The organism is Cellulomonas humilata (assembly GCF_013359775.1).
Taxonomy (GTDB): domain Bacteria; phylum Actinomycetota; class Actinomycetes; order Actinomycetales; family Cellulomonadaceae; genus Cellulomonas; species Cellulomonas humilata.
Genome location: NZ_JABMCI010000060.1, coordinates 188,812 through 200,809, shown reverse-complemented (window position 1 = coordinate 200,809; position 11,998 = coordinate 188,812). Strand labels below are relative to the sequence as shown.

At 72.5% G+C, this 11,998-nt stretch carries 9 protein-coding genes and 3 tRNA genes; 6 read left to right on the top strand and 6 right to left on the bottom strand.

Translation table 11 applies throughout. From position 1 onward, the window contains the following. Positions 1-40: 40 nt before the first annotated feature. A tRNA-Arg gene (locus HP550_RS08540) sits at positions 41-113 on the bottom strand. 100 nt (positions 114-213) lie between these two features. On the opposite strand from HP550_RS08540, the gene HP550_RS08535 reads away from it, so the two are divergent. Further along, the gene (locus HP550_RS08535) at positions 214-1,443 is read left to right on the top strand and encodes a low temperature requirement protein A (RefSeq protein WP_175347225.1); all 1,230 of its coding nucleotides are present in this window, start codon (positions 214-216) and stop codon (positions 1,441-1,443) included. A gap of 40 nt (positions 1,444-1,483) precedes the next feature. Here HP550_RS08535 and HP550_RS08530 read toward each other — a convergent pair. From HP550_RS08530 to HP550_RS08520, 3 genes are all read right to left on the bottom strand, one after another. Then, a tRNA-Ser gene (locus HP550_RS08530) sits at positions 1,484-1,572 on the bottom strand. A 72-nt stretch (positions 1,573-1,644) separates the two neighbouring features. Beyond that, positions 1,645-2,241 carry a YdeI/OmpD-associated family protein gene (locus HP550_RS08525; RefSeq protein ID WP_175347223.1) on the bottom strand — a complete coding sequence of 199 codons (597 nt, stop codon included), beginning with the start codon at positions 2,239-2,241 and terminating at the stop codon, positions 1,645-1,647. Between the two features lie 9 nt (positions 2,242-2,250). Then, positions 2,251-3,276, bottom strand: coding sequence for a hypothetical protein (locus tag HP550_RS08520; RefSeq protein WP_175347221.1), 1,026 nt, complete (start codon positions 3,274-3,276; stop codon positions 2,251-2,253). A gap of 164 nt (positions 3,277-3,440) precedes the next feature. Between HP550_RS08520 and HP550_RS08515 the strand changes: the two genes are divergently transcribed. Genes HP550_RS08515 through HP550_RS08505 form a run of 3 tightly spaced genes read left to right on the top strand, consistent with a single transcriptional unit; the run spans position 3,441 to position 6,516 of the window. Continuing rightward, positions 3,441-4,448, top strand: coding sequence for an acyl-CoA dehydrogenase family protein (locus HP550_RS08515; protein WP_175347220.1), 1,008 nt, complete (start codon positions 3,441-3,443; stop codon positions 4,446-4,448). Further along, on the top strand, positions 4,442-5,794 hold the full coding sequence (locus HP550_RS08510; protein ID WP_210767812.1) for a PIG-L family deacetylase: 1,353 nt from the start codon (positions 4,442-4,444) through the stop codon (positions 5,792-5,794). Before HP550_RS08515 ends, HP550_RS08510 begins: the two co-directional genes overlap by 7 nt. Further along, a complete protein-coding gene (locus HP550_RS08505; protein ID WP_175347216.1) occupies positions 5,791-6,516 on the top strand; it encodes a glycosyltransferase family 2 protein in 726 nt (241 codons plus the stop codon). The genes HP550_RS08510 and HP550_RS08505 overlap by 4 nt, the downstream gene beginning before the upstream one ends. Here HP550_RS08505 and HP550_RS08500 read toward each other — a convergent pair. Continuing rightward, positions 6,465-7,979 carry an RNB domain-containing ribonuclease gene (locus HP550_RS08500; protein ID WP_175347214.1) on the bottom strand — a complete coding sequence of 505 codons (1,515 nt, stop codon included), beginning with the start codon at positions 7,977-7,979 and terminating at the stop codon, positions 6,465-6,467. The two genes, HP550_RS08505 and HP550_RS08500, sit on opposite strands and share 52 nt — an antisense overlap. Before the next feature lie 460 nt (positions 7,980-8,439). Between HP550_RS08500 and HP550_RS08495 the strand changes: the two genes are divergently transcribed. Both HP550_RS08495 and HP550_RS08490 read left to right on the top strand, forming a co-directional pair. Beyond that, complete coding sequence (locus HP550_RS08495; protein WP_175347212.1) at positions 8,440-9,873, top strand: hypothetical protein; 1,434 nt, start codon at positions 8,440-8,442, stop codon at positions 9,871-9,873. A 125-nt stretch (positions 9,874-9,998) separates the two neighbouring features. Next, the gene (locus tag HP550_RS08490) at positions 9,999-10,370 is read left to right on the top strand and encodes a hypothetical protein (RefSeq protein WP_175347211.1); all 372 of its coding nucleotides are present in this window, start codon (positions 9,999-10,001) and stop codon (positions 10,368-10,370) included. Between the two features lie 1,451 nt (positions 10,371-11,821). Here the strand turns inward: HP550_RS08490 and HP550_RS08485 are convergent. Continuing rightward, positions 11,822-11,916, bottom strand: a tRNA-Ser gene (locus HP550_RS08485). Positions 11,917-11,998 lie beyond the last annotated feature (82 nt).

Here is an 11,998-nt window from a genome sequence, read left to right as displayed (position 1 = left end):
CGCACCGCGAACATCGCGATGCGCCTCGTGCTTTCCTCTGTGCGCCCGAAGGGACTCGAACCCCCAACCTTCTGATCCGTAGTCAGATGCTCTATCCATTGAGCTACGGGCGCATGGCCCTCGACGGGCCGCAGACGACGATACAGGTCAGGTGCCCGGTGGCCCAAACCGGATGCACGTGACCCGTCACACGCCCGTGGCAGGATCGCGCAGGTGACGGGATCGGGCGGCGGCACGCTGAGACTGGGCACCGGCGGCGGCCGGTGGGGTATGCGCGCGGACGTGCTCCGGCACGGGGACGGCCACGACGGCAGCCGGGTCGGCTACATCGAGCTGTTCTTCGACCTCGTGTTCGTCTTCGCGGTCACGCAGCTGTCGCACAGCCTCATCGCGCACCCGGACCTCAGCACGCTGCTCCAGACGCTGGTGCTGGCCTGGGCGGTGTGGTGGCTGTGGATCGACACCACGTGGGTGACCAACTGGCTCGACCCGGACAAGACGCCCGTGCGGACGATGCTGCTGGTCCTCATGCTGCTGGGCCTGCTCATGTCGAGCGCGATCCCCGAGGCGTTCGAGGGCAAGGCGCTGCTGTTCGCGGTGCCGTACGTGGTGATCCAGGTGGGCCGGACCCTGTTCACCACCTGGGCGATGGGGCGGCACTGGCCCGAGAACGCCACCAACTTCGTGCGGATCACCGTGTGGCTGAGCGTGTCCGGGGCGTTCTGGATCGCGGGTGCGCTGGTCGACGAGCACCTGCGGCCGGCGCTGTGGATCACGGCGGCGCTGATCGACGTCGTCGGGCCGCGGGCGCTGTTCTGGGTGCCGTTCATGGGCCCGACGGATCCGACGACGTGGTCGGTGCGCGGCTCGCACATGGCCGAGCGGGTGGCCCTGTTCCTCATCATCAGCCTGGGCGAGTCGATCATCGTCACCGGCACGGCGTTCGCGGAGCTCGAGCTGGAGCCCACCACGCTGCTGGCGTTCCTCGCGGCGTTCGTCAGCACCGTGCTCATGTGGCTGCTGTTCTTCGACCGGTCCGAGCGGTCCGCCACCGAGTTCTTCTCGTCGCGAGCGGAGCCCGGGATGGTCGCGCAGACCGCCTACACCTACGTCCCGTTCCTGCTGATCACCGGCATCGTGCTCACCGCGGTGGCCGACGAGCTGGTGCTCCTGCATCCCCTCGGGCACACCGACACGTGGACCGCGGGGCTGATCTGCGGGGCGGCGGCGGTCTACCTGCTGGGGAACGCGTTCTTCCGACGCGCGACCGGCGGCCGGTGGTCGACGCCGCACCTGGTCGGCGTCGCGGCGGTGCTCGCGGCGTTCGCGCTGCGGGACTCGGCCTCGCCGCTGGCCCTGAACTGGGTGTCGAACGCGGTGCTGCTGGCGGTGATCGTCGGGGACGTCATCCTGGGCCGGAGACAGCAACAGCCCGAACCGTGACGGTTCGAGCTGCTGGTTGGTGCGAGATCGTGTGCACGAGCGGAGACGGTGGGATTTGAACCCACGGAAGGCTTGCGCCTTCACGACCTTAGCAGGGTCGCGCACTAGACCGGGCTATGCGACGTCTCCAGGACCAGCACAGGGTACCCGCGCCGGTGGTCCACCACCAAAGCGGCCCCTGACCTGCGGCGTCGTCGCTGTCTAGCGCTTCGGAACCCACTCGTTGGCCCGCTTGCCCTCCGCCGCCAGCCGCGCGGACTCCTCCAGGCGCGCCGCGCGGGTGGGGGCGCGCTTGGCCTGCACGATCCAGCCGAGGATGGCGCGCCGGGCCGACGGCGGGAACGCGTCGAACTGCTCGCGCGATCCCGGGTACCGGTCGAACGCCGCCGCCAGGTCGTCCGGGATCACCAGGTTCTCGACGTCGTCGAGGAGCGTCCACGACCCGTCGGCCTTGGCCGCGTCGATGACGGCGCGGCCGGCCGGGGTCATCCGGCCCTCCGCCTCCAGGCGCACGATGCGCTCCTTGTTGGTCCGTGCCCAGCCGCTGCCGGGCTTGCGGCGCGTGAACCAGAGCATCCGGCGCTCGTCGTCGAGCGTCTTGCTCGTCGCGTCGATCCACCCGACGCAGAGCGCCTCCTCGACCGCCCGCTCGTAGCTCAGGGTCGGCCTGCCGGTCGCGGACTTCCACGACACCAGCCACGCCCCGGGCACGGTGTCATGGTGCGCGCGCAGCCACTCGCGCCACTCCTCGATGCTCTCGGGCTGCACCCGTGGGGCGTCGTCCATGCTGCCGGCCATCGGCTCCTCCTACTTCCCGTCGCGTGCAGCCTCGGCCGCGTCCCGTGCCCGCTCCGCGCGGTGCAGCTCGCGCTCCGCGACCGCGACGTCCTTGTCGTCGGCGCGCAGGGTCTGCTGCGCGCCGGCCACGTCCTTGTCGGCGACCGTGGCCGCCTTGCCGGCGGCGGCGAGCCGACGCCGGACCTCCGCGAGCTCACGCACCAGGTCGTCCTCCTCGCCGTGGGCGCGTGCGGCACGCTCCTCCGCCCGGGCGACCTCGGCGGCACTCTCGTCGCGCGCCTCGACCGCGGCCTCGTGCCGACGCCGGGCCTCCGCGGCGGCCCGGTCGGCCTGCTCCCACGCGGCCTGCGCCTCGTCGCGGGCGCGCTGCTCGCGCTCCTCGCGGCGCCGGCGTTCCCGGTCGGCGGCGGTCTCCTTGGGCTCCGCGCGCTCCGACTCCCCGACGAGCCGGAGCTTGCCGCGCGCGGCCGGCGGGCTCGGCTCCTTCGACTCTTTCGGCTCCTTCGGAGCCTTCTGTGCCTTCGGGGGCGCAGGCGGGGGCGTGCCCTCGGCCGCGTCCGCGCTGCCGAACCCCGCGTACTCGCGCGCGGCGGTGAGCCGACCGGAGAGCACCTCGCGCGCCACCGCCGGGTCCGCGAGCGCGGCGGTGAGCGTGGCGTCGAGCTCCTGGGCCACGGTGTCGCCGATCTTCTGACCGGCCGGCTGGGCGAGCCGGCGGGCGCGGGCCACCAGGGAGCGGACGAGCTGGCGGCGCTGCGACGACAGCTCGCGCAGGGCGGGTCCGTCCAGCGACCGCTCGGCGTCCCGCAGCCCCTCACCGAGCGCGACGATCTGCCCGGCCATGGCGGGGTCGTCGCGCACCAGCAGGTTGACCAGCCAGGCCGAGACGGTCGGCTTGCGCAGCTCGGCGATCGCGTCGGCGAGCTCTCGGTCCTTGTCGGCCCTGGCGACCTTCACGGCGGCGGTGCGGCGGGCGATGAAGTCCGCGGGCGACCCCGCGTACAGCTCATCGGCGACGTCGTCGAGCTCGCTCATCGGTCCGCCCCGGCGCTGGTGTGCACGCTCCGACCCTGCCACGTGCCCGTCCACCTGCGCACGGATCTCCGCTCGGGTCGCGCGACCGGCGGGCCGCGGTGATGATCTGGGACGACGGATCGAGCAGCGGTCCCGCCGAGCCGGTCTCCTCGGGAGTGACGACGATGGCCCTGCGTGGAACGGTGCGACTGCGCGCGCTCGGCCCGAGCAGCGGTGCGCCGACGATCCCCCGCACGGTCGGCGAGACCCTGCGCGACATGGTCGCGTGGCCGACCGACCTGGTGCCCGGCGAGGGCCGGACGACCGAGCTGTGGGAGCTGCTGGCGACGCTCGGGGCCGCCGACCTGGGGGTGGCGCGGGCGGTCGAGCCGCACCTCGATGCGCGCGCGATCCTGGCGCAGGCCGGCACCCCCGACGACGCCGGGCGGACGTGGGGCGTGTTCGCGGCCGAGGGCCCGGGCGTGCGGCTGGACGCGGTCGAGGGCGACGACGGCTGGCGGCTGCACGGGACGAAGCCGTGGTGCTCGCTGGCCGGGGACCTGGACGCGGCGCTGGTCACCGCACACCTGGCGGACGGATCGCGAGGGCTGTTCGCGGTGGGTCTGCGCGCGCCGGGGGTCCGGCTGGTCGACCAGGAGTGGGTGTCGCGGGGACTCACGGAGATCCCGAGCACCGCCGTGGCGTTCGACGACGTGCGCGCCACACCGGTGGGAGCGCCCGGCTGGTACCTGGACCGACCCGGGTTCTGGTGGGGCGGGATCGGGGTGGCGGCGTGCTGGTTCGGCGGTGCGGTCGGGATCGGTCGGCGCGTGCACGCCCAGGCGCACGGCCGCGAGGACCCGCTGCTGGCCATGCACCTCGGCGCGATCGACCAGCGCCTGGAGTCCGCCCGCCGGGCACTCGCCGAGGCGGCCGGCCTGGTGGACGCGGGCTCGCTCGACGCGTCGCAGGGCCGGCTGCTGGCCAAGCGGGTGCGGGCGACCGTGGCGGGGGTCTGCGAGGACGTGCTGCGGATCGCCGGGCACGCCCTCGGTCCGGCGCCGCTAGCGCTCGAAGCCGAGCACGCCAAGCGGGTCGCCGACCTGCAGGTCTACGTGCGCCAGCAGCACGCCGAGCGCGACGACGCCTCCCTGGGGCAGGCTCTCGCCGCTGTCGAGGCTCCGCCGTGGTGACGTTCGACGGCCGCGGGCCCGGCACGCCCTCCGCCACCTGGTCCGCCGACGCCCGGTTCCGCGACCTTCCGGCGCTCGCCCTGCGACGGACCGGGCGCACCGTCGTGGTCGCCGCGCACCCGGACGACGAGACGCTCGGGGCCGGCGGCATCCTGGCCGAGCTGGCGGACGCCGGCCACCCCGCCGAGGTCGTCGTCGTCTCCGACGGCAGCGCGTCCCATCCTGGCTCCCCGACGCTCACGCCGGACGCGCTGGTGGAGGTCCGCGCCGCGGAGGTGCGCGAGGCGGTGCGCGTCCTGTCCCCCGACTCCCCGGTCACGTTGCTGGGCCACCCCGACGGCGCCCTGCGCGAGGTCCGCCACGAGGTCGAGTCCGATCTCGGGAAGCTGCTGCGGGACGGGCCGCCGGTCGACCAGCTGGTCGCCCCGTGGCGCGGGGACGGGCACCGCGACCACCGGATCGTCGGCGAGGTCTGCGCGGCCCTGGCCGACGAGCTGGGCTGCGCGCTGGTCGAGTACCCCCTCTGGCTCTGGCACTGGGCGACCCCCGACGACCCGCGCGTCCCGTGGGACCGCCTGCGCGTGGTGGACCTCGCGGACCGGTCGGTGGTGCGCAAGCACCGGGCCGTCGCGGCGCACGCGACCCAGGTCACCGCGATGTCGTCAGACCCTCGCGACGCCCCGACGCTGCACCCCGCGTTCCTGCGGACCTTCGACCGGGACGTCGAGGTCGTCGTGGCGCAGGAGGCCGCCCGGCCGTCGCTGACCCGCGAGTTCTTCGACGCCACGTACGACAGGCACGACGACCCGTGGGGGTACGCCGACCGCTGGTATGAGGAGCGCAAGCGCGCCCTGACGCTCGCCGTCCTGCCGGACGCGCGGTACGGCCGGGTGCTGGAGGTGGGCTGCGGGATCGGGGTCCTCACGGAACAGCTGGCCGAGCGTGCCGACGACTTGCTGGCCGTGGACGTGTCAGCGGCCGCGGTCGAGCGCGCCCGCGAGCGCGTGCCGGGCGTGCGGGTCGAGGTCGCCGACATTGCATCCGGCGTGCCGGAGGGTCCGTTCGACCTCGTCGTCCTGTCCGAGGTCGGCTACTACCTCGACCGGCCGTCCCTGGCCCGCGTGCTGGGCGAGCTGCGCGGCCGGCTCGCGCCCGGCGGGACCCTGCTCGCCTGCCACTGGCGGCACCCGGTCGAGGCGTACCCGCTCAGCGGGGACGACGTGCACCGGGTCCTGCGCCGCACCACCGACCTCACGCTCCTGGCGGAGCACCGCGAGACCGACCTGCTCCTGGACGTCTACGTCGACGACCCGCGGTCGGTCGCCGAGCGGACCGGACTGGCATGAGGCCGCGCATCGAGCATGTGGTCGTCGTGGTCCCCGCCCGCGACGAGGAGCAGCTGGTGGGGCGGTGCCTCGGCTCGCTCCAGTCGGCCAGGCAGTCCGCCCGCGCGGTGCGGCCGGACCTCACGGTCGACCTGGTGCTCGTGCTCGACCGGTGCACCGACGGCACCCGGTCCGTCGCGCTCGGGCACCTGGACGTCCGGCTCGTGGACCTCGACGAGGGCCGCGCCGGGGCCGCCCGCGCGGCGGGGGTGCGCGACGCCCTCGCCCGCTCCACCGCGGACCCCGCGCGGACCTGGGTGGCCGGCACGGACGCCGACTCCGTGGTGCCCGAGGGCTGGATCCTCGAGCACCTGCGGCTCGCGGACGCCGGAGCGGACGTGGTGGTCGGCACGGTCCGCCCGGATCCCGCCGACCTGTCCCCCGCGCAGCTGGCCGCCTGGCGCGCCACCCGGGTGCCGGGCCGGCCGAACGGGCACGTGCACGGCGCGAACCTCGGCGTGCGCGCCGACGCCTACCTCCGGGCGGGCGGCTTCCCCGACCGACCCGAGCACGAGGACGTCGACCTGGTCGCCGCACTCAGAGACGTCGGCGCCCGCGTCGTCGCGACGGACGCCTGCGACGTGCTCACGTCAGGACGCCTGGCCGGTCGGACGCCGGGCGGCTACGCGGGCTACCTGCGCTCGAGGTTCGGCTCGGTGGACGACGAGGCCGCGTCGGCCTGAGGCTCCGCCAGCTCGAAGACGACCTTGCGCTCCCGCACGGACGCCTGGGTCAGCCGGACGCGCACGTCCTCGCCCAGAGGCAGACCGGCACCCTCGATCCGGCCGCGGACCGCGGGATCTCTGAGCTGGACCACGCCGAGGTCGTGATCCTCGCGCACGTCGACGATCGCACCCTCGAAGACCTCGCCCACCCGCCCGTCGAGCAGTGCCGCCTCGACCAGGTCCAGGCAGCCACGCTCGAACTCGGCGGCGTGCTTGTCGCCGCCGGCCATCAGGCCCGGGAGCTCCGGGAGGGCGTCGCGCACCCACGTCGGCACGGGCTCGCCCGCGCACAGCGCCAGGCACGTCTCGCCGACGAACCGGTCGACGAGCCGGCGCAGCGGAGCGGTCGTGTGGGCGTAGGGCGCCGCGATCGCGGCGTGCAGGGGCGCCGACGGGACCTCGCCGTCGAAGGCGACGTACGCGGCCCCGCGCAGCAGCGAGGTGGCGTCCGTGAGCAGGGCGGCGTGGGTGGGGTTCGCTGCATCGAGCTCGCGGATGACGTCTCCGGGGGTCGCACCGGCCGGCCACGGGACGCCCAGCGCGTGCGCGGACAGCCGCAGCCGCTCGACGTCGCGCGGGTCCGCCGCCGGGAGCGTGCGCACGATCCCGATCCGGCCGTCCAGCATCAGCTGGGCGGCGCACATGCCGGTCAGCAGCGAGATCTGCGCGTTCCACTCCTCGACCGGCAGCGTGGCGCGGCTGCCGAGAGTCCACACGCCGTGGGAGTCCTGCTCGACCACCTGTTCCGGCGTCGGGAGCGTGATCCCGCCCCGGGCGCGCTCGGCCGCCTCCCGCAGCGTCCCGACCTCCCGCAGCAGCTGCAGCGTCTCGTCGGCGGTCCCGTCGTCCAGCGCCGCCTGCGCACCCACGTAGGTCAGCTGGGCGCGGCTGCGGACGGAGGCGCGCACCACCGTGACGTGGCCCGGAGCCCCCTGCGCGTCGAGGTCGATCGTCCAGACCAGCGCGGGCGTCACCTGGTCGGGCAGCAGGCTCGCGACGCCCTCGGACAGCTCCGGCGGGTGCAGCGGGGTCCGCCCGTCGGGGGCGTAGAGGGTCTCCACGCGCTCGCGCACCTCGCCGTCGATCCGGCCGCCGGGCCGCACCCAGGCCGCCACGTCCGCGATCGCGTACCGCACCCGGAACCCGGGCCCCTGACGTTCGATGTGCAACGCCTGGTCCAGGTCCTTCGAGCCTTCGGGGTCGATGGTGACGAACGGGACGTCCGTCGCGTCGGACCGCTCGCCGTCGGGCCCCCGGGCGATGACGACAGCCGCCTCGGCGAGGACGTCCGGGGGGAACTGCGCGGGGATGTCGAGCTCGCGGCGCAGGTCTCCTAGCCCGTCCCTGATCAGGACGTCGACAGCCGCCTCCTGCGGCTCCTGCGCCGGGCGGGCGTGCAGCTGGACGTGTCGTCTGGGCACGCCGCGAGCCTAGGCGGGCGCGGACGGCGGCGCGCGGCGGCCGGCCCGGGGCACCGGGACGCGAACGGGTGATTCCACCATCCGGACCGGGCGCGGTCCACCCCGGTTTCATGCGGGCTGTCCACGTGGTCCCGGTTCCAGTTGTCCGCTTTTCTCCCAATTGCCGGAAATCGCTTCCCCATCGGGCCCTGTGACGTGCGACACATTAACCCGTGCGCGAGGTTACCAATCAGTAAGCGACATTTCCTGATCAATTGATCGAACCCCCTGGTCACGCGACCAACTACCGGATACAGGCAGGTCCCAGGCAACCTCCAGGCTCGACATCGCGGTGATCACGGGCCTCAAGGCGCCGCCGGAACGTCCGATAGGACCGTTAATACTTGCTGTTCGCCGAGATGCCCGATGCGCCTTGCCGAAAGCATTTCGCCGACTTTGACCCGATATCTGGAGCTATTCGATGATCTCAATCCGCCGACCCCTTGCGGTCGCGACCGTGCTCGCCGCAGGCCTCGTCGCCTCGGTCGCACTGCCGTCGCTCGCCTCGGCCGCGACGCCCGTCGCTGCCGCGACCACCGCGTGTCCCGCCCCGGCCGCCAACAGGCTCGTCGAGGGGGGATCGCTGACCGCCGGCAAGAGCCTCACCTCCCCCAACGGCGTGTTCAAGCTGACGCTCGCGACCGACGGCTCGCTGACCCTGTTCAACACGACCACGGGTGGCCGCCGCTGGGTCCAGCAGGGCTGGACCGGCGCGCACCTCGACCTCCGGACCGGCGGCAAGCTCGTCCTGGTCGCCAAGGACGGCAGCGTCAGGTGGGCCAACAACGTCGCCGCGACCTGCTCGACGGTCTGGGTCCACGACTCCGGCTACCTCGTCTCCAGCCACGGAACGGTCGTCGACTGGAACGCGCCGGCGAGCACCACCACGCTGACGGTGCCCGCCTCCATCGCCCCGGCGCCGAGCCCGACTCCCACGCCGACCCCGACGCCGACGCCGACGCCCACCCCGACGCCGGTCGTCCCCGCGCGCAACGTCTCGCAGCTGCCGTTCTCCTCCACGGCCCCCTGGAACACCTCCATGGGCACGGGGGCGAAGTTCGAGTCCGCCACCGGCGCCATGACGGCCAAGCTCGCGCTGACGACCCCGACGCTGAACTCGAGCCGCTGGTCGATCGCCGTCTTCTACGCCACGACCAGCGACCCGGTGGCCACGGTCACCAACCCGAACACCGGCCAGGTCGTCCAGGTGCGCGTGCCCCGCAACACCGCCCCGACCTACGGCACCGACAAGCACGTCGGCGTCATCCAGCCCGACGGCTTCACGGCCTACGAGTTCTACAAGATGACCAACGTCGGCACCGACCAGTGGACGTCGACGCGGATCGTCAAGCAGGACCTGCGCACGGACGGCATGAAGGACGGCTCGCGCGCCTCCGGTGTCTCCTTCTTCGCCGGCCTCATCCGCACGCAGGAGCTCAAGAAGCTCTCGATCAACCACACGCTCGCGCTCGGCATCTCCGACGCCCAGCTCAAGTCCGGGCCGGTGTGGCCGGCCCGCACGCAGGACAGCAACGGCACGACCGCCTACTCGGGCACGATCCCGATGGGCACACTGTTCGCCATCCCGAGCACCGTGGACGTCAGCAAGCTGGCGCTCAGCGCGGAGGGCAAGGCACTGGCCAAGGCGCTCCAGAACTACGGTGCGCACGTCCTGATCCGCTCCGGCACGCAGGCCCTGTACTGCGAGCACACGTGCGACCCGACGCAGGCTGCGAACCTGGTGAAGGACTGGCGGACGCTCTCGCCGCTGCTGCGGGCGGTCACCAACAACACGGCGACCAACGTCGCCGGTGGTGGCACGCGCCTGGCGCCGGCTCTGCCCGCCGTCAGCTGACACCCCGCACGTGAACGGGCCCGCTCCCCTGCCCGGGGGCGGGCCCGTCCCGCGTGTGCGGAGCCCGAGAACACGATCGTGAGCCCGATCTAGACGACGCTGGACTGCCCGCATAGGTTGCGGCCATGGCGGATCTCCTTGGGCTCAAGGAGGGCAAGTACTACTACGCCCTGGGCTGCGAGATTCTTGGTGATCCGCCAGGCGGATACTGGCGGCCATCGTTGGCGGACCGTCAGGCGCGGATGAGCGCGGGCAAGCGTGAGGCCAAACGACGCGAGCGGAATCCGGCGCCATCTCGAGCTGACGGCAATTACTCGCGTTCGCGTGCTGATGGCGGGATCGACGTGTTCATTGGGCCGGACGGAGGCATCACCTCCGAACGCCCCCATGTGCACGTCGTGCACAGCGCACCTGAGGACCGAATCATCTTCACGGTGACGCAACGCGACGGGACCCACACGCACACCGAATACCTTCTCCGGCGCTGCAAGCGGTAACGAGGTCAATGCAGTCACCGAGCGGCTGAGAAGACTCCTGCGCTAGCGACGCCGCGTCAGCGCGCGCGGCGCACGCACCTCGGATCCACGTCGTGCTCCGGTTGGCCAGCGTTGGGATCGCCGCTGCGAGCGAAGCGTAGGTACGGACCGCACCTCGTCATGAGGGAGCGCGCCGAGCGCAGCGCGGATCCAACCGTCCCACGCGATAGCCGGTCCCCAACGGGTGAACCGTCCTGCCGACGTCGCGGAGCCGGTTGCGCCGCGACGGGCAGGCAACTTTCCCGGGGTGGTTCTACATCGGGAAGGTCGCCGACGGAATCACCTGGACCGCCTCATCCATCGGCGCTTTCCAGCAGTTCCACTTCTCCGCCCGGCCCGTCAAGGAACTCCCCGTGCAGCACGGGTACCCGTGCCTGAAGACGAAGGTGAGCAGCTCGGGCACGACGACCGTCTCCGGGGGCTGCACCACGTGACCGTCTGACAGTCCGCAGCGAGGGGAGCGGGCATCGACGCTCGCTCCTCTCGCTGCGCGAGCCGCACACACTGAGGTGGCTGGAGTGACAGAGAACGCGGTACTGGCTGACGCGAAGCCGGCTCGTGTGCGAAGTCGTGGGACGGAATGGGCGACGCTGATCGTCTCGATCGTGGGCGCCCTGGCCGTCCTCATCAATCCCATGTGGGGGCTTCTCTGCCCTGACACCGCCCTGCGTGCCGTCCGGTTGAGCGGCCAGGGCTGGGCCTCGGCGTAGGCAAGCGCGTCGGCGCGTCAGGGACCGGCCAGCAGTCGCGACCGCCTGAGCGGCCCCCACGCACGCCCCGGGGACCGCCCGGCCGGACGAGCCACCTGCGGTGTCATTGCCATCGGGCGGTGCGCCACCTGCGGGCAGGCGTTCTGCCTCACCCATCAAGCACGAACGTCCAATTGCGGGTCGTTCGTCGACCTGTGCGAGACCTGCCAGACGCGCAAGAAGGCTGCCGCGACCCAGTTGGCCGCTCAGCACAGCGCCCAACACGGTCGAGGGTTCCTCACGCTGCACGGCAGACGACCTCAGGGACACGCGGTGCGACGCGTGCCCCTGAGGCTTGCTGAACATGAGGCCATCGAACACACGGACAGCGCGTCCTGAGTCGACTCGGCAGGATGTGCGGACGACCGGGGGAACCGCATCGGCAGCGAGGACGAGTGAAGGATCACGTCGCGGCCGAAGCGTCAGTTGGCGGTCGACCGATCGAGCATGTGACCTGCGGCTTCACCCCTTCGAGCGTCCAGCGAGCGATCGCATTCTGGACGACCACGTCCGCAGCAAACCAGAGTGTTTAGTTGCGCTGCTAGTTCGGTGCTGGTTCGCGCTGTGCCGAACTCGGCCTCGCATTGCGACTCGAAGCCTGGGGGATCCACACGATGAGACCTCGTCGACTACGAGATGACCGCCTGACCTGCGCGAACATTCTGGCGGAGGGCGTGGGATTCGAACCCACGAGAACGGGGTTGTCCCGCTCCAACGGTTTTCAAGACCGTCTCTTTCGGCCGCTCAGACAGCCCTCCCGCGCGGGCACAGGCCCGCAGCGGCACGAGTCTCCCACAGCGAGTCGCGCGCACATGGTCTAGACCAGTAGAGTCGCCAGGT

Coding starts and splice junctions, on each gene's coding strand:
- HP550_RS08515 (WP_175347220.1), top strand. CDS start 3,441: ATGGCCCTGCGTGGAACGGTGCGACTGCGCGCGCTCGGCCCGAGCAGC.
- HP550_RS08495 (WP_175347212.1), top strand. CDS start 8,440: ATGATCTCAATCCGCCGACCCCTTGCGGTCGCGACCGTGCTCGCCGCA.
- HP550_RS08505 (WP_175347216.1), top strand. CDS start 5,791: ATGAGGCCGCGCATCGAGCATGTGGTCGTCGTGGTCCCCGCCCGCGAC.
- HP550_RS08525 (WP_175347223.1), bottom strand. CDS start 2,241: ATGGCCGGCAGCATGGACGACGCCCCACGGGTGCAGCCCGAGAGCATC.
- HP550_RS08490 (WP_175347211.1), top strand. CDS start 9,999: ATGGCGGATCTCCTTGGGCTCAAGGAGGGCAAGTACTACTACGCCCTG.
- HP550_RS08520 (WP_175347221.1), bottom strand. CDS start 3,276: ATGAGCGAGCTCGACGACGTCGCCGATGAGCTGTACGCGGGGTCGCCC.